The sequence below is a fragment of the Pseudomonas extremorientalis genome (assembly GCF_001870465.1).
GTDB lineage: Bacteria > Pseudomonadota > Gammaproteobacteria > Pseudomonadales > Pseudomonadaceae > Aquipseudomonas > Aquipseudomonas extremorientalis.
In genome coordinates, this window is sequence record NZ_MDGK01000040.1 from 75310 (window position 1) to 101751 (window position 26442).

19 protein-coding genes and 1 riboswitch are annotated in these 26442 nt (G+C 61.4%); of the genes, 4 read left to right on the forward strand and 15 right to left on the reverse strand.

The annotated features are described in order from the left end of the window. Positions 1–14 precede the first annotated feature (14 nt). Positions 15–1019 carry a low-specificity L-threonine aldolase gene (gene ltaE / locus BFN10_RS16400; protein ID WP_071490544.1) on the reverse strand — a complete coding sequence of 335 codons (1005 nt, stop codon included), beginning with the start codon at positions 1017–1019 and terminating at the stop codon, positions 15–17. 191 nt (positions 1020–1210) lie between these two features. Next, positions 1211–1380: riboswitch (FMN riboswitch) on the forward strand. A gap of 96 nt (positions 1381–1476) precedes the next feature. Here ltaE and BFN10_RS16405 point away from each other — a divergent pair. Next, complete coding sequence (locus BFN10_RS16405) at positions 1477–1986, forward strand: 6,7-dimethyl-8-ribityllumazine synthase (RefSeq protein WP_071490545.1); 510 nt, start codon at positions 1477–1479, stop codon at positions 1984–1986. A 133-nt stretch (positions 1987–2119) separates the two neighbouring features. Here the strand turns inward: BFN10_RS16405 and astE are convergent, their stop codons facing one another. From astE to BFN10_RS16440, 7 genes are all read right to left on the reverse strand, one after another. Then, positions 2120–3124, reverse strand: coding sequence for a succinylglutamate desuccinylase (astE, locus tag BFN10_RS16410; protein WP_071490546.1), 1005 nt, complete (start codon positions 3122–3124; stop codon positions 2120–2122). Between the two features lie 11 nt (positions 3125–3135). Further along, on the reverse strand, positions 3136–3426 hold the full coding sequence (locus tag BFN10_RS16415) for a hypothetical protein (RefSeq protein WP_003214319.1): 291 nt from the start codon (positions 3424–3426) through the stop codon (positions 3136–3138). 26 nt (positions 3427–3452) lie between these two features. Further along, a complete protein-coding gene (astB, locus tag BFN10_RS16420; protein ID WP_071490547.1) occupies positions 3453–4799 on the reverse strand; it encodes an N-succinylarginine dihydrolase in 1347 nt (448 codons plus the stop codon). 84 nt (positions 4800–4883) lie between these two features. Continuing rightward, complete coding sequence (gene astD / locus BFN10_RS16425; protein WP_162276407.1) at positions 4884–6353, reverse strand: succinylglutamate-semialdehyde dehydrogenase; 1470 nt, start codon at positions 6351–6353, stop codon at positions 4884–4886. Beyond that, positions 6350–7375: an arginine N-succinyltransferase gene (gene astA / locus BFN10_RS16430; RefSeq protein ID WP_071490549.1), complete on the reverse strand. Its 1026-nt coding sequence runs from the start codon at positions 7373–7375 to the stop codon at positions 6350–6352. The genes astD and astA overlap by 4 nt, the downstream gene beginning before the upstream one ends. 51 nt (positions 7376–7426) lie before the next feature. Next, positions 7427–8446: an arginine/ornithine succinyltransferase subunit alpha gene (gene aruF / locus BFN10_RS16435; RefSeq protein WP_003175655.1), complete on the reverse strand. Its 1020-nt coding sequence runs from the start codon at positions 8444–8446 to the stop codon at positions 7427–7429. Between the two features lie 188 nt (positions 8447–8634). Further along, the gene (locus BFN10_RS16440) at positions 8635–9855 is read right to left on the reverse strand and encodes an aspartate aminotransferase family protein (protein ID WP_071490550.1); all 1221 of its coding nucleotides are present in this window, start codon (positions 9853–9855) and stop codon (positions 8635–8637) included. Between the two features lie 286 nt (positions 9856–10141). On the opposite strand from BFN10_RS16440, the gene BFN10_RS16445 reads away from it, so the two are divergent. Next, the gene (locus tag BFN10_RS16445) at positions 10142–16045 is read left to right on the forward strand and encodes a dermonecrotic toxin domain-containing protein (protein WP_071490551.1); all 5904 of its coding nucleotides are present in this window, start codon (positions 10142–10144) and stop codon (positions 16043–16045) included. 9 nt (positions 16046–16054) lie between these two features. Here BFN10_RS16445 and BFN10_RS16450 read toward each other — a convergent pair whose 3' ends face one another. The 7 genes from BFN10_RS16450 to acs all read right to left on the reverse strand — a co-directional run bounded on the left by BFN10_RS16450 (position 16055) and on the right by acs (position 23959). Beyond that, a complete protein-coding gene (locus BFN10_RS16450; protein WP_071490552.1) occupies positions 16055–17035 on the reverse strand; it encodes a GlxA family transcriptional regulator in 981 nt (326 codons plus the stop codon). A gap of 147 nt (positions 17036–17182) precedes the next feature. After that, a complete protein-coding gene (locus tag BFN10_RS16455) occupies positions 17183–17947 on the reverse strand; it encodes an ABC transporter ATP-binding protein (RefSeq protein ID WP_003214336.1) in 765 nt (254 codons plus the stop codon). A gap of 27 nt (positions 17948–17974) precedes the next feature. Then, a complete protein-coding gene (locus BFN10_RS16460; RefSeq protein ID WP_071490553.1) occupies positions 17975–19087 on the reverse strand; it encodes a succinylglutamate desuccinylase/aspartoacylase family protein in 1113 nt (370 codons plus the stop codon). Between the two features lies 1 nt (position 19088). Continuing rightward, positions 19089–19787, reverse strand: coding sequence for an ABC transporter permease (locus tag BFN10_RS16465; protein WP_058426872.1), 699 nt, complete (start codon positions 19785–19787; stop codon positions 19089–19091). Next, complete coding sequence (locus BFN10_RS16470) at positions 19784–20473, reverse strand: ABC transporter permease (RefSeq protein WP_010208305.1); 690 nt, start codon at positions 20471–20473, stop codon at positions 19784–19786. Before BFN10_RS16470 ends, BFN10_RS16465 begins: the two co-directional genes overlap by 4 nt. 92 nt (positions 20474–20565) lie before the next feature. Next, complete coding sequence (locus BFN10_RS16475) at positions 20566–21351, reverse strand: ABC transporter substrate-binding protein (protein WP_071490554.1); 786 nt, start codon at positions 21349–21351, stop codon at positions 20566–20568. A gap of 652 nt (positions 21352–22003) precedes the next feature. After that, positions 22004–23959: an acetate--CoA ligase gene (gene acs / locus BFN10_RS16480; RefSeq protein WP_071490555.1), complete on the reverse strand. Its 1956-nt coding sequence runs from the start codon at positions 23957–23959 to the stop codon at positions 22004–22006. A 413-nt stretch (positions 23960–24372) separates the two neighbouring features. Between acs and BFN10_RS16485 the strand changes: the two genes are divergently transcribed. Together BFN10_RS16485 and BFN10_RS16495 are read left to right on the forward strand one after the other, a co-directional pair. Then, entirely contained in the window at positions 24373–24642 is a 270-nt protein-coding gene (locus tag BFN10_RS16485; RefSeq protein ID WP_071490556.1) for a DUF2790 domain-containing protein, read from the forward strand. 553 nt (positions 24643–25195) lie between these two features. Next, a partial coding sequence (locus BFN10_RS16495; protein WP_071490558.1) for a ribonucleotide-diphosphate reductase subunit beta occupies positions 25196–26442 on the forward strand: 1247 nt, incomplete at its 3' end.

Sequence of the window (26442 nt, forward strand, 5' to 3'; positions counted from 1 at the left end):
GACGGTCTGCACAGTCATTTGCGCGAAAATTCGACGAATGTCGCGAGCACTTGCTCGACCTGCGCCCGGCTCACATCCAAATGAGTGACCATGCGCAAGCGTGGCGCGGCGCTCAGCTTGATCCCGCGTTCGGCGGCAAACGCCTTCAAGGCCTGGGCCTGGTCGCCGATCTGCACATAGACCATGTTGGTCTGCACCGGCTCCACCTCGTAACCCACCTTGCGCAATTCATCCCCCAGCCATTGCGCATTGGCGTGGTCGTCGGCCAGGCGCTGCACCTGGTGATCCAGAGCGTACAGCCCCGCTGCTGCCAGGGATCCGGCCTGACGCATGCCGCCGCCGACCATCTTGCGCAAACGCCGGGCCTTGGCGATCAACGCCGTGGAACCGCACAGCACCGAGCCGACCGGCGCGCCGAGGCCCTTGGACAGGCACACCGATACAGAATCGAAATGCCGGGCGATCTCCCGTGCGTCCACCCCCAGCTTCACCGCTGCGTTGTAGAGCCGTGCGCCATCCAAATGCAGGGCCAGGCCATGCTCCCGGGTAAACGCGCGGGCTTTGGCCAGGTACTCCAGCGGCAGCACCTTGCCCTGCATGGTGTTTTCCAGCGCCAACAGACGGGTACGAGCAAAGTGGAAGTCGTCAGGCTTGATTGCCGCCAGCACCTGGTCCAGGTCCAGAGAGCCGTCCGCCTGCACGTCCAGTGGCTGCGGCTGGATCGAACCGAGCACGGCTGCCCCGCCACCTTCGTATTTGTAGGTGTGGGCCTGTTGGCCGACGATGTATTCCTCGCCGCGCTCACAGTGGGCCATCAACGCCAGCAGATTGCTCATGGTGCCGGTGGGCACGAACAACGCAGCGGCGAAGCCCAGGCGCTTGGCCAGTTCGGCCTCCAGCCGGTTGACGCTGGGGTCTTCGCCATACACGTCGTCACCGCTGGCGGCGGTGGCCATCGCGTCGAGCATGCCGGGGGTAGGTTGGGTCACGGTGTCGCTGCGCAGGTCGATCACAGACATGAAACAAGCCTCTTGAGGGTTCAGTAAGGTCCTTTTGTGAGTGATTACTGCGGGCAACGCCACACAATATCAAGCCCCAACTGAATTCAATCGAATACCAACCAAACAAACCGATATAGCTTATCGATATCGCGGTCGTGCAGTTTTCGAAAAACCGTGTTAAAAACTCTCCGCCGCCAGGGTTCTGGCGGCAACGTTCTCAGGGCGGGGTGCAATTCCCCACCGGCGGTAATTACACGCAATGTGTATAGCCCGCGAGCGCTTGGCGCCTCGAACTGCTCACGCAGGACGGCGACAAGGTCAGCAGACCCGGTGTGATCCCGGGGCCGACGGTCATAGTCCGGATGAAGAGAGAACGGGATTGGCACCTGAGGGCCGCGCACGATGTGTGCTTGCGTACCCTTAAATCCCATTCGATTCATAACGCCCTGTTTTTTTCTTAAACAGGAGTCAGAACATGCAACCCACCGCAATCGACAGTAAAGCCAAGCACCATCACGGCGAACGTATCGCGTTTATCCAGGCTTGCTGGCACAAGGAAATTGTCGACCAGAGCCGTAAAGGCTTCCTCGCCGAGATCATCGCCCAGGGCTACCAGGAATCGGATATCGACTTCTTCGAAGTCGGCGGCGCCTTTGAAATGCCGCTGCACGCCAAGCTGCTGGCCAAGACCGGCCGTTACGCCGGTATCGTCGCCGCCGCGCTGGTGGTGGACGGTGGCATCTACCGCCACGAATTCGTCGCCCAATCGGTGGTCAGCGGCCTGATGCAGGTGCAGCTGGAAACCGAAGTGCCGGTGTTCTCGGTGTCCCTGACCCCGCATCACTTCCACGCCGGCAGCGAACACCAGACCTTCTTCTACGAGCACTTCGTGCACAAGGGCCAGGAAGCTGCACGTACGTGCGCCGACACTTTGCACAAGGTCCGCGCGATTCGCCGTAGCGAGCCACGCGCGGTAGCGGTCTAAGCAGCACGGCAAAGCAAAATGTGGGAGGGGGCTTGCCCCCGATGGCGGCGGATCAGAAACACATACAGTGACTGAGACATCCTCATCGGGGGCAAGCCCCCTCCCACATTTGGATCGGATGAGGGTTTGAGCTTCAGGCCAAGCCGACGTCCGTCGTCGGCACAATCAATATCCCCGCCCGCAGACCATTCTTCACCTTCGGGTTGGGGAAGATGATGCGCGCGCCCTCCTCCTCGATCACCCAGCGGGTCTTGGCCACGTCTTCGGCCAACAGGTAGCCCCGGGCCAATGGCGAGAAGTTTTCCACGTCTGCCGGCAGGTGCAGCAGGAAGGCGTCGCTGTGCTTGATGACTTCACGGGAGACGGCAAACAACTGCAGGCCGTCGAGGCTGTCAGTCGTCGGCTCGGTGCCTTCGATGATTTGCTTGAGGCGTGTTTCCAGGCGGGACACGTCCACGCCCTGGTTTTGCCCGAACGGCCGCGCCTTGCCCAATTCCAGGGTGAACGCCTCGGCATCGAGTTGTTCGTAGGTAAACGCGGTGAAGGTAATCGACGTCTTGTTCTGCAGCAACACTGCTTGCATGCCGGCAGCGTTCAGGCGCGCCAGCTCATGGCGTGAATGCTCGCGACCTTCTTTCCACGGGTACAGGGCAAACTGCTCGATCTTCGAACCACGAATAGCCGTGTGCAGGTCGTAATGCAGGCGTGAGCGGCCCGGCAGGCTGAAAAAGCTGCGGGCCAGTTGCTCCAGCTCGGCGGCGCGCATGGCCTCCGGGCCGATGTTTTTTTCATGCCGGCCGTTGAACAGCCGGTTGACGTCCAGTTCGAGGTAACGCTCGCCGCGGCGCATGGCCTCGGGGTTGCCGAACAGGAACAGAATACGGATACGGGGCTTGATCTCCCCACGGGCAATGCCATGCAACAGGCGGTCGAGCAGTTCGATCGGCGCGGTTTCGTTGCCATGGATGCCGGACGACAGCAGCAGGTCGCTGCCGTTGTCCTTCGCTTCAGGCGGGCGCACTTCGAGTGCGCCCTCGCTGAGCCAGCGCATCTGCACGCCGTCGACAGTCAGTTGAATTTTTTGCGCCGGTTCACGACCGGCGAGGGTCAGTTCAAGCAGTTTGCCAAGGGCGAGCATACGCAGCTTCCTTAGTGGTTGCAGCCTGGGCCATGGACGTGATCGTCGTCATCACCTTCAACATCGGCCGGTTCCATTTCCAGTTGCAGGCTCATCAGGTTGGTGGCCAGCGGGCGCATCAGCAGGTTGGCGTATTCGGCGTCGCCCTCTTCCACGTCCACGCCGATCAGCAGTTGGCCACGGCCGTCGTGCTGGATCCAGATTTCCTTGCCCTGCCAGACCACGGCGACGCGGGTGCAGGAAGTTTCCAGCTGGGTGCCGTCGGTGTCTTCAAGAATCAGTTTCAGGGTGTCGGTGGTCATAATAGATAGTTCTCAGCCGTACGGCGTTAATTGATCTGGAAAGGATAAACCGCGCCCAGTTTAAGGATTTGCGTCAGTTCATCCAGTGCCGTCCGGCACTCAAGCAGCAATTGTGGATCAGCCAGGTCGCTTTCGCGCAGGCTGTCACGGTAGTGCTTGCCGACCCACTGGGTCAGGGTGTCGTACAACGGCGCGGTCATGATAACGCCTGGATTCACCGCCGCCAGCTCCGTTTCGTTCAAGGCCACGCGCAACCGCAGGCACGCCGGGCCACCGCCGTTCTGCATGCTTTGCTTGAGGTCGAACACCTTCACTTCGCGGATCAGGCCGCCGGCAGCGGTCAGGTTTTGCAGGTACTGCCAGACGCGTTCGTTGGCGCGGCATTCTTCCGGCACGATCAGCAGCATCGAACCATCGGCGCGGCTCAGCAGCTGGCTGTTGAACAGGTAAGAACGCACCGCGTCCTCGACACTGACCTGGGTGCGGGGCACGCACACCGACTGGAAGTTGCCGCCCAGCCTGGCCAGTTTGCCTTGCAGCTCGCCGAGCATCTGTTCGGTATTGAGGAATGCGTCCTCGTGGTAGAACAGCACTTCGCCGTTACCCACCGCGATCACGTCGTTGTGGAACACGCCGGCATCGATCACCGCCGGGTTCTGCTGGGCGTAGACCACGCCGTCATCCTTCAAACCGTGCAAGCGCGCGACGGCCTGGGAGGCTTCGAGGGTCTGGCGCGCCGGGTACTTCTGGGGCGCCGGGTAGCGAGGGTCGAACGCGCTGCGACCAAACACGAAAAACTCGACGCCCGCCTCTGCGTACTCACGGCAGAAACGCGTGTGGTTAGCCGCACCTTCATCGCCAAACTGCGCCACGGCAGGCAACGCGGCGTGGTGGGCGAAGTGCTTCTGATCGGCAAACATCGCCCCCAGCACACGACTGGTGGTCGGGTGTTCGATGCTGCGGTGGTACTTGCAATTGAGGTTGGCGGCAGTGAAATGCACGCGACCATCTGCCGTATCGGCACTCGGGCTGACGGTGGCGGCGTTGGCCACCCACATGCTCGACGCGGAGCAACTCGCGACCAGCAACGGCATAGCGTCTTTGGCCGCCTGCTGGATCACTTGCGCGTCGGTGCCGCTAAAACCCAGGTTGCGCAAGGCGGCCACGTCAGGACGTTCCTGGGGCGCCAACACACCTTGTACAAAGCCCATGTCCATCAGGGCTTTCATTTTCTGCAGGCCCTGCAACGCCGCTTCCTTCGGGTTGGAATGCTGCTGGCTGTTGCTCTGGGACGCGACGTTGCCGAAGGACAAACCGCCGTAGTTATGGGTCGGCCCCACTAGACCGTCAAAATTGACTTCATAGGATTTCATCGGCGAGGCTCCACGAACATCTGTTTTTATAGGCAATCTTCAGTACTACAGAGATCAAAATGGGGGGCAAGCCCCCTCCCACATTCAGATCAGTGTGATGCCGGGGGTCAGCGTGGCAGGCACCACCAGGCTCGGGGTCTCAAGCGAGGCCACCGGGTACGCACAATAATCCGCCGCGTAGTAGGCACTGGCACGATGATTACCCGACGCCCCTACCCCGCCGAACGGTGCGGTGCTCGCGGCGCCGGTCAGCTGTTTGTTCCAGTTGACGATACCGGCGCGGCTTTCCAGCCAGAACTGCTGGTAACGCGCTTCGGAATCCGACAACAAGCCCGCGGCCAGGCCGTATTGGGTGTTGTTGGCCTCGGCAATCGCCGCTTCGAAGTCAGCGTAGCGGATCACCTGCAACAAGGGGCCGAACAGCTCCTCGTCTTCGCGCTCGGTCACACCGGTCACGTCGATGATGCCCGGCGTGAGCAACGCGGCCTGGTCCTGTGGCTGGGTCATCTCCAGCAGCGCTACGGCGCCATTGGCCAACATCAATTCCTGGGCGTCCATCAAGGCTTTGGCGGCGCCAAGGGAAATCACCGAGCCCATGAACGGCGCCGGTTGCTGGTCGAACGCACCGACTTCGATCGTCGCGCTGACCGCCACCAGACGCGCCAGCAACGTATCGCCCCAGGCGCCTTCCGGCACCAACAGGCGACGGGCACAGGTGCAACGCTGGCCAGCCGAGATAAAGGCTGACTGGATGATGGTGTAGACCGCCGCATCCACGTCGGCCACTTCGTCGACCACCAGCGGGTTATTGCCGCCCATTTCCAGGGCCAGGATTTTGTCCGGGCGCCCGGAGAACTGCTGGTGCAGATGATTGCCGGTGCGGCTGGAGCCGGTGAAGAACAACCCGTCGATGCCGGGGTTGGCCGCCAGGGCGATGCCGGTTTCCCGCGCGCCTTGCAGCAGGTTCAGCACGCCCGCCGGCAGGCCGGCTTCGATCCAGCACTGCACGGTCAGCTCAGCGACTTTAGGGGTCAGCTCGCTCGGTTTGAACAGCACGGTGTTACCCGCCAGCAAGGCCGGGACGATATGCCCGTTCGGCAGGTGACCAGGGAAGTTGTAAGGCCCGAACACCGCCACCACACCGTGGGGTTTGTGACGCAATACGGCGGTGGCATCGCCCAGCGGGCCGCTCTTCTCGCCGGTGCGCTCGCGGTAGCTTTGTACCGAGATGGCGATCTTGTTGGCCATGCTGGTGACTTCGGTGGCCGACTCCCACAGCGGCTTGCCGGTTTCCTCGCCGATGCAGCGGGCGATTTCGTCGGCGCGACGTTTCAGGGTGGCGGCGAAGGTTTCCAGTACGTGGATGCGCTCTTCCAGCGGGCGCCTGGCCCAGGCAGGGAATGCCTGGCGCGCGGCCTGCACGGCGGATTCGACCTGTTCGGCGGTGGCGCCATTGCCGGCCCACAGCACCTGTTGGGTCACCGGGTTGCGCGACTCAAACAGCTCACCCTGGCCAGCCAGCCAGCTACCTGCGATATACAGCGAATTCATTATTTCGACTCCCGAGCAGCGGACAACGGTACGGCACGCACTTGATCACCCACCACCAAGCGCAGACGCTTGGCGGTCTGTGGGTCGACCACCAGGGTTCCGGCTGCCATGCGGGCCGGGGCAGCGGTGATGCGGCAATCTTCGCGTTTGCGGTTATGGATCAGGAACGGCGTGGCGTCGTCACCTGGGGTGCCGATCGCCAAGACCAGTGTCTGGCTGTCGCGAACGGCACGGATCTTCTGGGTCTCACACTCCACCGCAGGTCCCGCGTCGAAGATGTCGACATAGCCCTGGTAGCTGAAGCCTTCGCTCTTGAGCATGCTCAGCGCCGGTTCGGTGTCCGGGTGGACCTTGCCGATCACGTTGCGCGCATCTTCGGAGAGGAAGCAGCTGTACAGCGGAAACTTCGGCATCAGCTCGGCGATGAATGCCTTGTTGCCCACGCCGGTCAGGTAGTCGGCCTGGCTGAACTCCATCTTGAAGAAGTGGCGACCCAGGCTTTCCCAGAATGGCGAACGCCCGGCGTCGTTGGACACCCCGCGCATCTCGGCGATGATCTTGTTGCCGAACAGCTGCGGGAATTCCGCGATGAACAGCAGGCGCGCCTTGGCCAACATGCGACCGTTGAGGCCGCTGCGGTAATCGGCGTGCAGGAACAACGAGCACAGTTCGGAATTGCCGGTGAGGTCGTTGGCCAGGAACAGCGTCGGAATTTCGCGATAGATGTTCAGCTCCTGGGAAGCGCTGACGGTCAGCCCGACCCGGAAGTTGTACCAGGGCTCACGCAGGCCGACGGCACCGGCAATGGCGGAAATGCCCACCACACGGCCTTCGTCGTTTTCCAGCACGAACAGGTAGTCGGCATCGCCCCGCCCGGCGTCGCCGCGAAAGGTTTTTTCCGCCCAGCCCACGCGGTGGGTCAGGCGCTCTTCGTTGGCCGGCAAGGTGGTGAGGCCGGTGCCGGTGCTGCGCGCCAGATCAATCAGGGCCGGTAAATCGCTGCTGCGTACGGGACGAACGATCATGCTATCTCCTCGAACGGGCCGCTGTTGTCAGCCACCCGCGAAACTCTCTTTTTAAACCGCAACCAGGCGCACGCTCGCGCCTTCGCCAACACCCAAGGCCTCGGCCGCTGCCAGGTCCAACGTCACCGGTTTACCCGGCGCGTAGTCCAGCTCCAGCATCACCGCACGGTAGTCCTGCAATTGCGCGTTGCTCACCAGGTACTGGCGGCCGACGCCCTTGACCATCTCGCCGATCTTCACCGGCACCACGCGGCTCTGGGCGATCGAGCGAATGCCCGATACCCGTGCGTGCAGCGTCGGGCCGCCGTCGAAGATGTCGATGTAGTGGTCGGTCTCGAAGCCTTCGCGCATCAGGATGTCGAAGGTGATCTGCGCACGCGGGTGCACCTGGCCCATGGCTTCCTGGGCTTCGTCCGGCAGCAGCGGCACGTAGATCGGGTAATGCGGCATCAGCTCGGCGAGGAAAGTGCGGCTTTTCAGTCCGCACAGACGCTCGGCGGCGGCGTAGTTGAGGTCGAAGAAGTTACGGCCGATGGCGTCCCAGAACGGCGAGTCACCGTTCTCGTCGCTGTAGCCGACGATCTCGGTCACCACCGAGTCGGCAAAGCGCTCGGGGTGGCTGGCGACGAACAGCAGGCGGCCACGGGAATTGAGTTCCGACCACGGCGAACCGACCAGCTCGGGCACCACGTAGAAACTGGTGAGCAGGCTGTTGCCGGTAAGGTCGTGGCACTGGGAAAGCACGTGGATCTTGTTGTGGATCTTCAGCTCGCGGGAGGCGTGCACGAAGGTCTCGTTACGGAAGCTGTAGAACGGCTCGGAGTAACCGGCCGACGCGACAATGGCCGAGCAACCGGCGAGCTTGCCGGTCTCGGTGTCTTCGAGCACGAAGAAATAGCTTTCTTCACCGTTGAAGCTCACCTCGGCGGCGAAGGACGCTTCGCTCGCGGCGATCTTGTCGCTCAGGCGTTCCACGTCGTCCGGCAAGGACGTGACACCAATCGGGCTGTCCGCAGCCAGACGCTGTACCTCGCCCAGATCAGCCATTTGCGCGGGGCGCATCACCAGCATGGTGTCACTCCTTAACTCGAAAAACTCATAGGAAAAAATACCGGACAGTTCCTGATTCAACACAGGTCAAATGTGGGAGGGGGCTTGCCCCCGATAGCAGTCTGTCAGTTGATAAATCAGGTGGCTGACCCATCGCTATCGGGGGCAAGCCCCCTCCCACATGACACGGTCCGGCAAATAAGTGTGTATCAGGCTTGAGTCAGCGTTTTCACTGCACGTTCAAAACGGTCCAGGCCTTCCTGGATATCCGCGTCTTCCACCACCAGGCTCGGCGCAAAACGCACCACGTCCGGGCCGGCTTGCAGGATCATCAGGTTTTCCTTCTCGGCCGCGTTGAACACGTCCTTGGCCTTGCCTTTGAACGCATCGCTCAACACGCAACCGAGCAACAGGCCCATGCCGCGCACTTCGGTGAAGATCCCGTATTGCTTGCCGATCTGCTCCAGGCGCGCCTTGAACAGGTCGTGCTTGGCGTTCACGCCAGCCAGCACTTCAGGGGTGTTGATCACGTCGATCACCGCCTCGGCCACCGCGCACGCCAGCGGGTTGCCGCCGTAGGTGGTGCCGTGGGTACCGACCACCAGGTGCTTGGCCAGGTCTTCACGGGTGAGCATGGCCGCAATCGGGAAACCGCCGCCCAGGCTCTTGGCGCTGGTGAGGATGTCCGGCGTCACGCCGTAGTGCTGGTAGGCGAACAGGTGACCGCTTCGGCCCATGCCGGTCTGTACTTCGTCAAAGACCAGCAAGGCGTTATTCGCGTCGCACAGCTCGCGGGCGCCTTGCAGGTAGGCCAGTTCGGCCGGCAGTACGCCGCCTTCGCCCTGGATCGGCTCCAGCACCACAGCGCAGGTCTTGTCCGACACGGCGGCTTTCAGCGCAGCCAGGTCGTTATAAGGAACGTGGGTGATGCCGGTGATTTTAGGCCCGAAGCCATCGGAGTACTTGGACTGGCCACCGACGTTGACGGTGAACAGGGTGCGGCCGTGGAAGCTGTTCAGCGCGGCGATGATCTCGTACTTCTCGGTGCCGAAACGGTCGAACGCGACGCGACGGGCCAGCTTGAACGCGGCCTCGTTGGCTTCGGCACCGGAGTTGCAGAAGAACACGCGCTCGGCAAAGGTGGCGTCGATCAGCTTATGCGCCAGGCGCAGCGCCGGCTCATTGGTGAACACGTTGGATACGTGCCACAGCTTGTTGGCCTGTTCGGTCAGCGCGCCAACCAGCGCCGGATGGGCATGGCCCAATACGTTGACCGCGATGCCGCCGGCAAAGTCGATCAGCTCACGACCGGCCTGGTCCCACACGCGGGAACCTGCGCCACGCACGGGGATGAAGGCGGCAGGTGCGTAGTTGGGAACCATGACCTGGTCGAAATCGGCACGTTGCACCGGGGCTTGCTCAACGGACATCGGAGTCTCCTGAAGAGGAACGCCTGCCTGGAACTGGCGGGCGATGCAGGGATTGTAAGGACAGTTTTCAGTAGGGCCTTGTCGCCAAGCGACAACTTCTTATAGCGCCAACCCGCGTTTTACGTGGGTTTACGCCAATGCGACAAATAGCATCGCAATGGCGCAGTTTAAACGCTGTCGCACAATTACGTGAGACCTGCGCGCACGCTCGGCATAACTATCTAAAGGCCGGTGCGCACAGGTGACTGATTAACTCGTGGTTTTCAAGCCCTCCATGGATGTGAGCATGACGACCCCAACGCCCCCTGCACCCGCAATCACCCAAAGCAGCCATCCCGATCGCCACTACGAACCCTTGACCCGCGCACTGCCGGCCTGGCTCGGCAACGCGTCCGCCAGCAAGCGCTCCGCCCTCAAAAACGCCACGCCCCTGCCCCTGCCCCTGCCCGCCACCGACGCTGCGCAACAGGCAACCCTCAGGCAGCTCAATGGTGCCCACTGGCACGCACAGAACCGCGTCGACCAGGCCCTCAAGGACCTCCAGGACGCCAGGACCTACTCCATCCCCTTGCTCAAAGACGCCTTGAAACGCCAATCCGGCCTTGAACTGGATGTGGAAACCACGTTTATCCGCCTCTACATCCCCCAGACCATCCCCTGGTTTACGGTACGTTCCGGCGGGGCGCGCGCCTGGACCGTGTCCCTGCTGGACGCCGCACTGCATAACTTCGAACACAAAGAGACCCTGGCGGATGCCTATGAGCCGGACTCCACCTACATCACTCAACCCGATGCCAACGGCCAGTTCGACACATTGCCCGCCATCAAGCGCCGCCTGCCCATCGCGGCGTTCGCCCAACTGTGTCGTGACCTCGACCTCGGCGCGCGCTATATGGGCTACCTGCGCGAGCAACTCGGCGTCGACCACCCGGTCGCCGGCGCGGTGCTGCAAGCCAAGGTCGACGCCAGCCAAAAAGCCGCTCTGCGTGCGGCGGTACAATTGGCGCGGATCCGGGGCGACATCCAAGAAGACTATGCACGGTTGATCGAAGGCCTGATCGACGGGCTTTCCGGCATGCGCCTTGGCTCAAGCGCCGTGCACATACATGACTTCAGCATGATGGAGGCCCCCCTCACCGGCATCCTGCTCTTCGCCCCGGACCTCGAAAACACCCGCACGGTGCAACGAATGGTGGCCTATGTGCCGGACGACCCGGAACATCCGCTCAAGGAGTACCCCTCCCCCCTGGCCTTCAAGCAGGAGCTGACCCGACAACTGCGCGCCGCCGATTACCAGGTGTTCTTCAGCCGATTCGTCGCCCACGAGCACCGCGGCGCGTTTTTCGCCGACCTGGGCCAACGCCTGGAAAAAATCACCTGGCATCCCAGTGAATACGGCAGCGGCCTGGCGCCCTGGCGCGCCGACCCCACCGACGATCCGTTATTGCAGTTCACCGCCAGCCCGATTCTCATCGTCCCCTGGGACTACCTCTACCAGTCCAGGCTCAACCAGTTGCTCAACGACGCCCGCACCCTAGCCGTCTCCACCGCGACCGTGGATCGCAATGCGCGATGGGCCTTGTGGGACAGCTTCGTCAACGTCGCTTCATCCATCGTGAATGCAGCGTTGCTGGTGGTCGCACCGTTTATTCCGGGGCTGGGGGAATTGATGCTTGCGTACATGGCCTATCAACTGCTCGACGACGTGTTCGAAGGCATTGTCGACTGGGCTGAAGGACTTGACCGCGAGGCCTTCGCACACCTGATGAACCTGCTGGAGAGTGCGGTTCAACTGGGATTGTTCACGGCGGGTGGGCAGATCGGCGTACCCGAGTTGCGCAAGCTGATGTCGCCACAGACACTGGCCTTCATCGATCGCTTCAAACCAGTCACCCTCGCCAGCGGTGCCCGCCGTTACTGGAAACCCGACCTGGCCCCCTATGCGCAAAACCTGCAGTTGCCGCCGAACCTGGGCATCGACGAACTGGGCCTGCATACGGTGCGCAAGGAATCGATCCTGCCGCTGGAAGGCTCGTTTTACGCCGTGCAGAAGTCTCCTGGAGACGGACAGTACCGGCTCAAGCACCCGAGCCGGGCCGACGCCTATCAACCGCTGCTGATCCATAACCAGGCGGGCACCTGGCGTACCGAACTCGACCAGCCGTTGCAATGGCAAGGCCCGGATTTGCTCGGCCGTCTCGGCCACCGTGCGCAAGGCCTCAGTGACGCCGACCGGCAACTGGCCATGACCCTGAGCGGTACCGACGAAGCCATCCTGCGCAAGATGCACCACAACAGCGAACCGCTGCCGCCGCTGTTGGATGATGCCCTGGCGCGACTCAGGATCGAGCGGGAACTGGACACCTTGATCGAACGCCTGAGCAGCGATGACCCGGCACTCTACAACCGCATCGCCGCCCTGGACCTGCTGCAATTGCTCACCGCCAATGGCGCCTGGCCGCACACCCGGGGCTTGCGCTTTCTGGATGATCAGGGCCGCGTGGTCTGGACCTTTGGCGACCAGACCAAGCCGCTGGTACAAATACACGAAGCGCAACTGAGCAACGGCGATCTGCTCAAGACCGTGTTGCAGACACTGACCCCGGAAGAGATCCGCGCACAATTCGGCGAGCGTGCCAGCGACCCGCAACTGAGCCTGGAAACCCGCACGCGCAACCTGAGAAAAACCCTTGCCGGGATCGCCCGCAAGCATCGCGTCGCACTTTTCGACTCACGCTACGGGCCCTTGCAGCACGCTGAACACCCCCAAGCCCGGCAGTTGGCCGATGAAGCCCCCGGCTTGCCGGCCACCGTCGCCGAGCGATTGCTGGGCCAGGCCACCGGTGAAGAGCTGCTTGAACTACACGCCCAGCGCACACCGCCACGCCTTGCGCAGTTGGCCCAGGCGGCGCTCACCGAAGTCCGCCTGAACCGCGCCTACGAAGGGCAGCACCTGGACTCACAGGTCAACCTCGACACCGACCTGCTGGCCTTGAGCGCATTGCGGGTGCTGCCAGGCTGGTCCACGGAGATCAACCTGCAAGCCCTGCACCAGTCCATCGACGGCGAGGCCTGGCACAGCGTCGGCTCTGACGACGCACCGATCCGCCGCAGCCTGGTGCGCCTGGACAGCGGTCGCTACGTGGCCTACGACGAAAAAGGCCCCCTGTGCGGCGAGACCGACCTGTACTCGGCCATTCTCCATGCCCTGCCTGACGCCCAGCGTGAGCAGCTGAACATCGACATTCATCAAGGCCACGAACTGCGCGAGCGCCTGCGCCAACGCCCGCCGCCGCGCGACGAAATGCGCGTGCTGCTGGGGGGCGACACTCCCGAACCGGCCACCGAGACCCTGCAACTGCTCGGTCACGATGCCGGCTACGCCCACCAACCCGCCATCGAGGGTGGTCCGGCGAGTCTGCATCAGCGCGCACGCAGCCTGTACCCAAGCCTGGACGACAGCCAGTTGCACGCGCTCATCCAAGACTGGCAGGCACACCCCGGCGGAGCGGCAGCCAAGCTCGCGCAACTGGCCGAGGAATATGCGCAACTGGACAGCGGCTTGCAGGCCTGGCAAGCCGATGTCCCTCACCATCACCCGGTGACGGGACACGCCTTGTACCGGTGGGAGCTCCAGCTGGAAAAACAGAATCGCACCGCGATGACTCATCGGCTCAAAGCGGCCTGGCGGCGTGAAACAGTGATCGACAACTACTACGAAGACCCGGCGCGGGACGGCCACACGCTCAAGCTCAATGGCAACATCCTGGGCGAGATGCCACGACTGCAAGCCAATTTCGATCATGTCTCTCTGCTGTCCCTCAACGGATCAGCCAACTTGCGCGGGGTGTCCTCGTTCCTGGGCCACTTTCCCAAACTGCGCCAACTCAGTGTCATCAACACGCCTCTACGGGGCCTGCCTCAGGAGATCACGTCGATGCCGGACCTGAACGCCCTGCAACTGAACACCTGCCAGATCGTCCTCACCCCGCAAAGCCAGGCGCAGTTGGCCGCCATGCACCAGATGCGCTCGCTGGACCTGCACGGCAATCCGTTGGGTCTTGTCCCCAGCGTCGAAACAATGCCTGACCTGGTCGCCCTGGACTTGTCGCGCACCAATATCGACCGCCTGCCGGCCGGCGTGCTCAGCCATCCGGAGCTGCAAGTCGCCCTGTTGAGCAACAACCGGATCAGCCACTTGCCAGATGGCATTTTCCAGCTTGCGCCTGAATCCAGCTTGCGCTTCGACCTCTCGCGCAACCCGTTGAACCGCGAAACCCTTGAAAGGATCAAGGCCTATCACCAGCGGCACGGCACCCGCTTCGAGGCCAGCGCCTTGCAGGCCGACCGGCGCGACGCCAAGCTGTTGTTTCCGAAATTCAGCGAAGAGCAGATCAACCGATTCATCTTCAACCTGCCCGGCGATATCGAAGCGGGACGACGTGAGCTGGCACGGCTGGCAGGCGACTACCAGACACTGACGGACAAGTTGCAGGCCTGGGCCCAGGCACCGGCGCTTCCCGAGCTGGAAACGGCTCGCAGGGCGGCGCTCAAAGACCTGCTGGAACGAAGCTGGCGGCGCGAAACCCCGCAGCAGACCCAGGTAGGCTCCCTGGAAATTCCCGCCACCCTGGCAGGCGAACTGCCGCAACTGAGCATCACGTTCGACCACATCGGCGGGCTTCGCATACAGGGCAACCAACGGCCCCTGCACCTGGATCAGTTCCTGCGCAGCTTTCCCAATGTTCACGCGCTCTCCATACAGGACGCACCGTTGGGGGACCTGCCGGCCTCGTTGCTCAGCCTGCAACACCTGGAATTCCTGAGCCTGCCCGGATGTTCGATCATGTTGTCGGCCTCATCCGCGCACGGCCTGGAAGGCATGAAGGGGCTGACGTTCCTGGACCTGAACCATAACCCCTTGGCGCACACACCCGACTTCAGCCAATTGCCCAGCCTGCGCCGGGTGCTGTTGCGCAATACCGGCCTGCGCGAGGTGCCGGCGGGTCTGCTGCGCAGCGATCAGCACGTCACAGTGGACCTGAGCAACAATGCGATCGAAAACCTGCCCCCTGCCGCCTTCACATTGCCCAACACTGCGGTGCGAGGCATTGATCTGTCGGGAAATCCGTTGTCCAAGCCGACGCTGGAACAGGTCAAGACCTATTGCCAACGCACCGGCGAGTTCTTCAAGGCAGAAGCCAACCCTGGCGAGCGCGAACGTATCCAACAGCTTTACCCCACCTTCGTCGACAGCGAAATCCATCGGTTCATCTTCAAACTGCCTGGCGACATGGACGCCGTTACCAACCAAATCAGCCTGCTCGAAGAGGAATACCGGCAATTGGGCACCGACCTCAACGAATGGGTGTTGGATGTCCCGACCCATCACCCGATTCTCGGCACGCTGATGGATGAACAGGCACGCGCCGAACAACAGTTGATCCGGCAGGATTTCAAGACCCTGCTCGAGCAAGCCTGGCGTTTTGAGAGAATCGAAGACGAAGAGAGCCTGGACGAAGAGGTGACCCACAGTTTGATACTCGATACCCCAATACTCGGGGCCCTGCCGCAACTGCGCGCGCGCTTTAATCACGTGTCCACTTTCGAACTGATCGGCGACGGCATCACGACCCAGGTCGATGGCACACTCGGCAGCTTCCCCCAGCTGGAGACACTGACCCTCAACAAGTGCTCACTGCAAACCCTGCCCACCTCGATATTCAACATGCCCAAGCTGTCCTCCCTGGACCTGTCCGAATGCAACATTGCGCTTTCACCGCAAAGTGCCCGCGCACTCGAGGACTTGAAAGACATCGAGTTCATCGACCTGAGCAACAACCCCCTCGGCCACGCACCGGATGTGAGCCAGCTTCGTCAATTGAGCTCACTGCACCTGCGCAATGCTCAACTGCATCACGTCCCCGAAGGTGTGTTCCAGGAGTCGTCGGTGTTGCACACCCTGGACCTGAGCAACAACCACATCGAACAGTTGCCGGCGTCTCTCCTGGAAATTTCATACACCCTCGACAGCGATTCAGACCTGCGCGGCAACCCGTTGTCGCCACACAGCCTGGCGTTGCTCAGGGAGTATTACCGGCGTACAGGCTTTGCTTTCCATGTCGAGGCAGCCAGGCAGGACGCCGAGGGCAACCCACTGATCCCACCCTTGGGTCGGGAAGAAGAGTGAAGCCTGTATTCAGCCGCGTTCCGACGGCACCGACGACAGCTCGAACGGGCTGCTGCTGCGCCGCTGGTTGCGGTCTTCACGGGGGGTGGCGCCGAAGAAGTTGCGGTAGGCGCTGGAGAAATGCGGCCCCGAGGAGAAGCCGCACGACAGGCCGATCTGGATGATCGACTTGCTGGTTTGCATGAGCATCTGGCGGGCCTTGTTCAGGCGCAGTTCCAGGTAGTACTGGCTGGGGACGCGGTTGAGGTATTGCTTGAAGATGCGCTCGAGTTGTCGTCGCGACACGCACACGTGCTGGGCAATTTCGTCGGTGGTCAGCGGTTCCTCGATGTTGGCTTCCATCAGCAACACCGCCTGGGTCAGCTTCGGATGGCTGGAGCCCAGGCGGTTTTGCAGCGGGATGCGTTGGCGCTCGCCGCCTTCGCGGATGCGCTCCACCACCAGTTCTTCGGACACCGCGCCAGCCAGTTCGGCGCCGTGGTCACGGGCCAGCACCGCCAGCAGCAGGTCGAGCACTGACATGCCCCCGCAGGCGGTGAGACGGTCGCGGTCCCAGTCGAACAGATGGCTGGTGGCGATGACCTTGGGGAAACGCTCGGCAAAATCATCCTGCCAACGCCAGTGCACGGCGGCGCGGTAGCCGTCGAGCAGGCCGAGCTGGGCAAGCGGATAGACACCGGCCGACAGACCACCGATCACACACCCGGCCCGCACCAACTGCTTGAGCGCCGTGCTCAGTTGCGAGGCAATGACGGTGGGTGGTTCATCCGCCAGCAGGAACAGCTTCTGGAAACCTTCGAGCTTGCCGGCCCACGGCTCGCCCGGCAGTTGCCAGGCATTGTCAGTGGGAGGTTCGGCCTGCAGGAACGACAGCTCGTAGACCACCTCCGGATGCACCCGCTGGGCAACGCGCAAGGCCTCCTCAGCCAGCGCAAGCGTCAAGGCTTTTGTGCTGGGCCAAATCAGGAAACCAATTTTGTGGGCGGTCATGGGAGTGCTATCCGAAGCCAGTAACAGTAATGAAGACAAGGGCCAATGCTAGCCCGTAATCGAGTACAAATCTCAAAAACGATGCATATCCAATGTGAGAGGGGGCTTGCCCCCCTCCCACAGGGGTTACCTATTCACAGGAGGTCATTATTTCAGGCTGCCGGACAGGAACTGTTGAAGGCGCTCGGACTGCGGGTTCACCAGCACTTCCCGCGGGTTGCCACGCTCTTCGACGATGCCTTTGTGCAAGAACACCAACTGGTTCGACACCTCACGGGCAAAGCCCATTTCGTGGGTCACCACCACCATGGTGCGGCCTTCCTGGGCCAGGTCCTGCATCACCTTGAGCACTTCGCCGACCAGTTCTGGGTCCAGCGCCGAGGTGGGTTCGTCGAACAGCATCACCTCCGGCTCCATCGCCAGGGCGCGGGCGATGGCCACGCGTTGCTGCTCGCCGCCGGACATGTGGCCGGGGAACGCATCCTTGCGATGGCCCACGCCGACCTTGGCCAGGTAGTGTTCGGCTTTTTCACGGGCGTCTTTCTTCGACATGCCCAGCACGTGCACCGGCGCTTCCATCACGTTTTCAAGCGCGGTCATGTGCGACCACAGGTTGAAATGCTGGAACACCATGGACAGGCGCGAGCGCATGCGCTGCAACTGTTTAGGATCGGCAGCCTTCATGGCGCCGTCCTTGTTGGCCACCAGCTTCAACTCTTCGTTGTTGAGCAGGATCTTGCCGGCGTGGGGTTGCTCCAGCAGGTTGATGCAGCGCAAAAAGGTACTTTTGCCCGAACCACTGGAACCGATGATGCTGATCACATCACCGGCCGCAGCGGCCAGGGACACGCCTTTGAGCACTTCATGACTGCCATAGCGTTTATGCAGGTCTTGGACTTCAAGTTTGTACATGCGGTCGGTTCTCACAAAAACAGGTGGTCAGTCGTTGAGCAAGCGCCCGTGACGCAGCGCTTCGCGCCCCGCCACCTTGGCCAGCCAGAAACCCGCTTGGGCATAACGTAGCCGTTCAACGGCAAACAGCACCCCCGAGGTGCCCGCGCAGATCGTGCTGACGCGGTCTTCCAGGGGGTCAATCACTTCAAAAATCGGCTCGCCTTTTTCGACCACATCACCGGCTTTACGCAGGTAACTGATCACCCCGGCATGGGGCGCGAACAACAATTCGGTGCCTTCAAACGGCAGGCCTTCGCACGGCTCGTACAGTGGCGCCGGCCATTCGCCCTTGATCAGGCCCTGCTCGGCCAGGAACGCGAGGATGCCTTCGGCGTGGAAGATCGCTTCGTCGCGGCCCGTGTCAGCCTGGCCACCCAACTCCAGTGTCGTTGCCAGGCAGGCCAGCGGGACCTGTGCCGCGGGAAACGCCTGGGACAAGCGCAGCCACGGCAGCGAGCAGGCTTCATCAAACGAACTGCCGCCGGAGTCTTCCGCCAGCAGGCCGACCTTCACATTCAAATGCGCCGACAGCGAACGCCACTGCGGCCAGTGCTGCGGCAGTGCATACATGTGCAGTGCGGCTTCGGCGTCGCAATGCAGGTCGAGCACCACATCGGCGGTGCAGGCGTGGCTCAGCAAGATGCGCTGCATGCCTTGCAACTGGCTGCTTGGCTCGGGCAACGCGCGGAGCACATCGCTCATCGCCTGACGGATCAAACGCACATTGGCGTGGGGGTCATCACCCAACCTGCCGCTGAGCAACGCGGCAACCGGCTCGCTCAACTCGACAAAATCACGGTTGAAGTTCTTGCCACTGCCCACCTCGAAACGCCCCTGGTGGCTGCCTTGCAGCAGTTGGCCCAGGCCCATCGGATTGGCGACTGGCACCAGCTCGATCAAGCCATTGAGCGCACCTTGCTGTTCCAGTTCGACGAGACGCTTTTTCAGCTCCCACGCGGCGCGCATGCCGGGCAATTCGTCGGCGTGCAGGCTGGCCTGGATATAGGCCTTGCGCTCGCCCTTGCCGAAACGGAACACGCTCAGTTGGCGCTCGCAGCCCAGGTGACCCCAGGGCAACCGGTGATCGATACGTTCCATATCAGTGCTTCCGTGGCGCCAGGTAGCTCAGCCAGCGGCGCTCGGCCAACTTGAACAGGCGCACCAGGATGAAGGTCAGGCACAGGTAGAACACGCCGGCGGTGATATAGGCTTCGAACGGCAGGTAGAACTGCGCGTTCACCGTGCGTGCGGCACCAGTGATATCGATCAGGGTGACGATGGAGGCCAGGCTGGTGGTCTGCAGCATCATGATCACTTCGTTGCTGTACTGCGGCAGCGCACGGCGCAGGGCCGACGGCAGCAGGATGCGGCGATACAGCTTGTAGCGCGACATACCCATGGCCTTGGCCGCCTCGATCTCGCCATTGGGCGTGGCCTTGAGGCTGCCGGCAATGATCTCGGCGGTGTAGGCGCTGGTATTGATCGCAAACGCCAGGCACGCGCAGAAGGTGGCGCTGGACAGCAGCGGCCACAGGAAGCTTTCGCGCACGGCGTCAAACTGGGCCAGGCCGTAGTAGATCAAGAACAGCTGCACCAGCATCGGCGTGCCGCGAATCACGTAGGTATAGAGCCAGGCCGCACCATTGACGATCGGCTGCTTGGACACGCGCATCAGGCCCAGGGGCAAGGCCGCGAGCAGGCCGAAGAACAGCGAGATGGCGAGCAGTTTGAGGGTGGTCACCAGGCCGCCGAGGTACAGCGGCATGGCCTCCCAGATGACGTTGTAGTCGAAGATCATAGATCAGCCGCCCTTACGCCTACCGAGTAGCGCTTCTCAAGATGACGCAGGGCCAGCAACGACACGCTGGTGATCACCAGGTACATCGCCGCCACCGCGAGGAAGAAGGTAAAAGGCTCGCGGGTGGCGTCTGCCGCCTGTTTGGCCTTGAACATCATGTCTTGCAGGCCCACCACCGAAATCAGCGCAGTGGCCTTGGTGAGAACCAGCCAGTTGTTGGTGAACCCGGGGATTGCCAGCCGGATCATCTGCGGCACCATCACCCGGAAGAACACCTGGAAGCTGCTCATGCCATACGCCAGGCCGGCCTCGGCCTGGCCCTTGGGAATGGCCATGAAGGCGCCACGGAAGGTTTCCGAGAGGTAGGCGCCAAAGATGAAACCCAGGGTGCCGATACCGGCGGCCAAGGGGTTCAAGTCGATATAGTCGTCGTAGCCCAGCATCGGCGCGACGCGGTTGAGCAGGTCCTGGCCGCCGTAGAAAATCAGCAGGATCAGCACCAGGTCGGGGATCCCGCGGATCACCGTGGAGTACAAGTCACCCAGCCAGGCCAACCAGCGCACCGGCGACAGGCGTAACGCGACCCCGATCAGACCCAGAACAATGGCCAAGGCCATGGACGACAAGGCGAGCTGAAGCGTCAACCATGCGCCATCGAGGATGACGGCCCCGTAGCCTTTCAACATGATTCAGGTCCTCGAAAAGGGGGGATGAAAAAATGGCGCAAACCGCAGGAATTCTGTTGCTTGCGCCATTTGGGACAGACCGCTGCGACGAGTTACTTGGCGTCAGCGCCGTAGATATCGAAGTCGAAGTACTTGTCCTGGATTTTCTTGTACTCACCGTTGGCACGGATCGCGGCAATAGCTGCGTTGATGCGGTCCAGGTTTTCCTTGTCGCCCTTGCGTACCGCGATACCGACGCCGTCGCCGAAGTACTTGACGTCGGTGAACGCCGGGCCTACGAACGCGTAGCCTTTGCCAGCAGGGGTTTTCAGGAAACCGTCCTGCAGCAGGGTAGCGTCAGCCACGGTGCCATCGAGGCGACCGGCTTCCACGTCCAGGTAGATTTCGTTCTGCGAGCTGTAAGGCACCACGGTGGCGCCTTTCGGAGCCAGGACTTCCTTGGCGAAACGATCGTGGATCGAACCGCGCTGCACACCGATTTTCTTGCCCTTCAATTCATCCAGGCTGTCGCTGACGGTAGTGCCTTCCTTCAACACCAGGCGCGCCGGGGTCAGGTAGTAGCGGCTGGTGAAGTCCACGGACTTCTTGCGGTCCTCCGTGATGGACATGGACGACAGGATCGCGTCGATCTTGCGCACTTTCAGCGCCGGGATCAGGCCGTCGAACTCCTGCTCGACCCAGGTGCACTTGACCTTCATCTCTGCGCACAGGGCGTTGCCGATGTCGTAGTCAAAACCGACGATACTGCCATCCGGCGCCTTCGAGGCAAACGGAGGGTAAGCCGCTTCGATACCAATCTTCAGGGGCTTTTCATCAGCGAAAGCCTGCATGGACAGCACGGACAGCGCCAGGGCGCCCAACAGCACGAGTTTCTTCATCTTGGGACTCCATCGGTATAGGGCAAAACAGCAGTATGAGCCATGGCCCACGATGCGGCGTAAGGGAAACCGAATAGCGGTGCTGCGTCCGACACCGATTCAACACCGGAGACGACGAGCGAGTGATCGGCATTCTAACGACAGGCTGGAAGCCGATATTTCCTCAATGCGACAACAATTTACAGAAGCACCGAGAAAGCGGTTCCAGCTCATTGACAGCCTCTGGATTTTATGCAGAGACAAAAGACATTAAACCTGTAGACGCTGCAAATTGCGGGCCTATTATTCGCAAACCCTTCTGGCACGGCAAGTCTGGCGTTTAATCTTATTTCCAGGGGTGTCTGGAATGGGGTTTTTCGGAGCAGAGGCGTAGCGCATTGCCTCAGGTTTGGGCGCGAGGTTACACATTCAGCGCTCGCGGTAACATTCAGAAACGCCCTACACGAAAAACCGATATTTATTGATCTGCCGCAGATCCCATGTGGGAGGGGGCTTGCCCCCGATAGCGGTGGATCAGCGCCAAATATGTCTACTGACACACTGACATCGGGGGGCAAGCCCCCTCCCACATTTGATCTCCATTGGTTTCAAGATCCCACGAAAAAGCCCCACCCGGCTTATACCGGGTGGGGCTTTATCCGACTATCCCGCCTTACGCGACGTTCATGGTCTTGTGCGTCTCGATCAGATGCGCCACCACACCCGGGTCCGCCAGCGTGGAGATATCCCCCAGCCCGTCGTACTCAGCCGTGGCAATCTTGCGCAGGATGCGCCGCATGATTTTCCCCGAACGGGTCTTCGGCAAGCCCGGCGCCCACTGGATCACATCCGGCGAAGCAATCGGCCCGATTTCCTTGCGCACCCAGTTTTTCAGCTCCAGGCGTAGCGCTTCGTTGGGCTCTTCGCCATTTTTGAGGGTGACATACACATAGATGCCCTGCCCCTTGATGTCGTGCGGAACCCCCACCACCGCCGCTTCGGCGACTTTGGGGTGGGCAACCATGGCGCTTTCGATCTCGGCGGTGCCCATGCGGTGGCCGGACACGTTCAGCACGTCGTCCACGCGGCCGGTAATCCAGTAGTAACCGTCCTCGTCACGGCGCGCACCGTCACCGGTGAAGTACATGCCACGGAAGGTCTTGAAATAGGTGTCGACAAAGCGGTCATGGTCGCCGTACAGGGTACGCGCCTGGCCTGGCCACGAATCGAGGATCACCAGGTTGCCTTCGGCCGCGCCTTCGATCAGGTTGCCGAGGTTGTCCACCAATGCCGGCACCACGCCGAAGAACGGCCGTGCCGCCGAACCCGGCTTGAGCGCATGAGCCCCCGGCAGCGGGCTCATCATGTTGCCGCCGGTTTCGGTCTGCCACCAGGTATCAACAATCGGGCAACGGGATTGGCCGACGTTCTTGTAGTACCAGTCCCAGGCCTCCGGGTTGATTGGCTCGCCCACCGAACCGAGCAGGCGCAGGCTGCTGCCATCGGCGCCTTCCACGGCAGCGGTGCCGGAGGCCATCATGGCGCGGATTGCGGTTGGGGCGGTGTAGAGGATGTTGACCTTGTGCTTGTCGACGATCTTCGCCACCCGGGTAATGTCCGGGTAGTTCGGCACGCCCTCGAACAGCACGGTGGTCGCGCCGTTGGACAGCGGTCCGTAGACAATATAAGTGTGGCCGGTGACCCAGCCGACGTCGGCGGTGCACCAGTAGATTTCGCCCGGGCGGTAGTCGAACACGCGCTCGTGGGTCAGGCCGGCGTACAACAGGTAGCCGCCGGTGGTGTGCTGCACGCCCTTGGGCTTGCCGGTGGAACCGGAGGTGTAGAGGATGAACAGCGCTTCTTCAGCGCCCATCTCTTTGGGCGCACACACTGTGCCCGCCACTTTCATCAGGTCTTCGTACCAGATGTCGCGGTGCTGGTTCCACTTGATCTGGCCGTTGGTGCGCTTGCACACGATGACTTTCTGGATGCTGCTGGTTTCCGGGTTGGTCAGGGCGTCGTCGACGTTGGCCTTCAGCGGAATCTTCTTACCGGCACGGATGCCCTCGTCAGCAGTGATCACCACCTTCGACTTACAGTCGATGATGCGACCGGCCAGGGCCTCCGGCGAGAAACCGCCAAACACCACGGAGTGAATCGCACCGATGCGGGTACAGGCCAGCATGGCCACCACGGCTTCGGGGATCATCGGCATATAGATAGTCACCACGTCGCCACGGTGCACATCCTGGCCACGTAGGGCGTTGGCGAACTTGCAGACTTCTTCGTGCAGCTCGCGGTAAGTGATGTTGCGGCTCTCGGCAGGGTCGTCGCCCTCCCAGATGATCGCGATCTGGTCGCCACGCTCGGCGAGGTGACGGTCCAGGCAGTTGTAGGAAACGTTCAGGGTGCCATCGGCGAACCACTTGATGTCGACGTGGTGATCGTCGAAAGAGGTCTGCTTCACCGTGGTGAAAGGCTTGATCCAGTCAAGACGCTTGGCTTGCTCGCGCCAGAAACCATCGGGGTTGACCACCGACTGCTGGTACATGGCCTTGTAGGTCGCCTCGTCGGTCAGCGTGTTGGCTGCTACTTCGGGGCGAACGGGGTACAGGGAAGCCGCACTCATCTTTCTTACCTCGGTGACATAGTTGTTTTTGTATGGCCCTGTTGTAGCCGGGGCAGCCCTATAGAACCATTCGACGATGGTAGTAACAAGCCCCTACAAATTGCCCTGATATCTCCGTTTGCGGCTCTGGCCCGCGGGCTGTGGCGCTTTGCGGCTTTGTGAAAAAAGCTTTACCACCGGATTGTTACAAAAACCGCCAATAGTGTTTATCAAAAGCACGGGTATATGAATATAACCCGGGAGCCTAAAATCACTTCCGCCAACACGGCACTTTAGTTAAATACAGCAGTGATTAACAACGCAACAGCCCCCACGAAGGCAACGTTAATCCGAACTTCCCAACTCTTGAGTTACACACGTGGCCTCACAAGGGCCCCGTGACCCCTTTCGCCCTGAAGAAGGTAAATAGAGAAATGAAAGCTTTAGTAGTTATGGCCCTCAGCAGCTTGTGCGCCACCGCCGCCCTGGCCGACGAAGCCCCGACTGACGTAGCTGCCAGCAACCCTCCGATTGTTGAAGACTACACTTACAGCACCCATCTGGACGTGGCAAAAGTACTGTCCATGAGCAGTATTCCGGAAGTGTGCGAAGTGGTACCGGTGAAGATGGAATATGAAGACTCGCAGGGCCAGCGGCATATTCTTAATTACCACGTGATGGGCAATGGTTGTTCTAACGGTTAATCACTTGGTTAGTTTGAACGTATTCGCCGCAAGAAATCGTTCTTGCGGCAAAGCACCGACCCCGCCCAAATGTGGGAGGGGGCTTGCCCCCGATAGCGCTAGCTGCCACACCGCACCTATAAAAGCCTGACGCACCACGCCGCTCCTCCCCTCACAAAAAACATCCCACCGCCCGTCAAAAAAATCCAACCCCGGCAAAGCCTTGTAAACCCGCACTCTGGCCGAAAAACACGTCATTCTGGCCGCTCTCCGTGACCATCCGCCTCAACACAAACCGGTTTTTTTCCCCTACAATGCGCGGGTAAATCGGGCCTGCAATATCCCTTTACACAGGGATGAAGAGCCAGACCTGAGGCATCCCGCAGGAGCAAGCAACCACCGCTCCGCACCTCAAGCCTCACGCAGAGCACCCGTAAGCCTATTCCGTTTAATGCGTGCGCTAGCTGCAACAAACGATTCCTTAAGATCCACCGCGGCCTCAGGGCCGTGTGAACACCCAACCATCCGGTTTCACACGGGCACCTTTGAGCCCTCACGCAGGAGACGACACGTCATGCTGAGCTGGGACGAATTCGACAAAGAAGAAGAAGGCGAAGTAGCCACCAAAGGCGCCAACGCCGGCCACGCCACCGAAGCCAACATGGACCGCCTCGACGGTGCCGGCGCTGCCGCGGCCATCGAAGCCCGCGCCGTCACCGCCAGTGACTCCGCCGCCATCATCCGCGCCAAGGCTGCGCTGGACAAACTCGACGTCGCCGAAGGCCTCGCCGAACTCGAAGGCGCCTCCGCCCGCGTCGCCGTTGACGAAAAGCGCATGATCAACTGCCGCGCCGACCTCAACCAACTCGTGCCGTTCAAGTACGACTGGGCCTGGCAGAAGTACCTCGACGGCTGCGCCAACCACTGGATGCCGCAAGAGGTCAACATGACCGCCGACATCGCCCTGTGGAAAAACCCCGAAGGCCTGACCGACGACGAACGCCGCATCGTCATGCGCAACCTCGGCTTCTTCTCCACCGCCGACTCCCTGGTCGCCAACAACCTGGTGCTGGCCGTGTACCGCCTGATCACCAACCCGGAGTGCCGCCAGTACATCCTGCGCCAGGCCTTCGAAGAAGCGATCCACACCCACGCCTACCAGTACTGCATCGAATCGCTGGCCATGGATGAAGGCGAGATCTTCAACATGTACCACGAGATCCCATCGGTCGCCAAAAAGGCCGCCTGGGGCCTGAAGTACACCCGCTCGATCTCCGATCCGAAGTTCGAAACCGGCACCGTCGAGACCGACAAGGAGCTGCTGCGCAACCTGGTCGCCTACTACTGCGTCCTGGAAGGCATCTTCTTCTACTGCGGCTTCACCCAGATCCTGTCCATGGGCCGTCGCAACAAAATGACCGGCGTCGCCGAGCAGTTCCAGTACATCCTGCGTGACGAGTCGATGCACCTGAACTTCGGTATCGATGTGATCAACCAGATCAAGATCGAAAACCCACACCTGTGGGATGCCGAGATGAAGGAAGAAGCGACCCAGATGATCCTGCAAGGGACTCAACTGGAGATCGAATACGCTCGCGACACTATGCCTCGCGGTGTATTGGGCATGAACGCGGCGATGATGGAGGATTACCTCAAGTTCATTGCTAACCGTCGTCTGTCGCAGATTGGGTTGAAGGAAGAGTACCCAGGTACCACCAACCCATTCCCGTGGATGAGCGAGATCATGGACTTGAAGAAAGAGAAAAACTTCTTCGAGACCCGTGTGATCGAGTACCAGACTGGCGGCGCGCTGAGCTGGGA